The sequence below is a fragment of the Arthrobacter sp. Y3223164 genome, assembly GCF_059091005.1.
Window position 1 is genome coordinate 1 of record NZ_JBNHGF010000684.1, and the last position, 862, is coordinate 862.

Annotated in this window: 1 protein-coding gene; it reads right to left on the bottom strand. The window is 71.3% G+C overall.

Annotated elements, in window-relative coordinates; all coding sequences use genetic code 11:
* Positions 1–53: 53 nt before the first annotated feature.
* A partial coding sequence (locus AC5RUJ_RS17390; protein WP_494156393.1) for a family 4 glycosyl hydrolase occupies positions 54–862 on the bottom strand: 809 nt, incomplete at its 5' end.

The window sequence follows — 862 nt, forward strand, 5'->3', positions numbered from 1 at the left end:
GCCTTACCGGCCGGCCTTACCGGCCGGCCGGCCGGGGCCGCGATCAGGCCCGGTCAGTTCCAGCGGTATCCGTGGGCCTGTTCGTAAGCCGCGAGCAGGCGGTTGGCCACGTGGCCGGAGGTAATCAGCGGGTGGATCATGAAGGCCCGCAGGGCCGCCGCGCGGTCGCCCTGCCCGCCGCGGATGACCTCCTGCTCCACGGCCTTGATCTGCGTCATCAGTCCGGCCTGGTGCAGGGTCAGCGGCTTTACCGGCAGGGGACGGGCGCCGTCCGCATCCACCACCGACGGAACCTCCACGACGGCGTCGTCCGGCAGTTGAGGGATGGTGCCGGCGTTGCGCACGTTGAGGATCAGCTCCGTGCGCTCGCCGGACAGGAGGGCGCGCATCACGTCCAGGGCCACCTGCTCGTAGCCGCCGGCGGCCAGGTCCTGTTCGTCGCGCGAGACGCCGATCTCGCGGGCTTCGGAGAGATAGCCCTCCTCGCGGCGGCGCAGGGCGTCCTCCCAGTCCGCGTAGGGGGTTCCGGAAGCCTGCAGCCTGGCGTACAACTCCTGCTGCAAGTCGTGGATGGACTCGCCGCGGGTCTGGGCGGCGCCGGCCAGGGCCAAGGTGGCCTCCCGGCGGAAGTAGTAATAGAACAGATAGGCATTCGGAATGGCGCCGAGCACCTGCAGCTCGCGCGTGCCGAAGATCCGGCCCTCTTCGAACGACTGGAGCCGCCCCGGCTCGCCGAGCAAACCGGGAAGCCGGTCCCGGCCCTCGTGCTCCAGCCCGCGCAGCCACCCCAGGTGGTTGAGGCCCGAATAATCCACGCCCGCCAACGAGCCGCGGCGCAGCGTGACCCCGGCGGCCCTCGCCG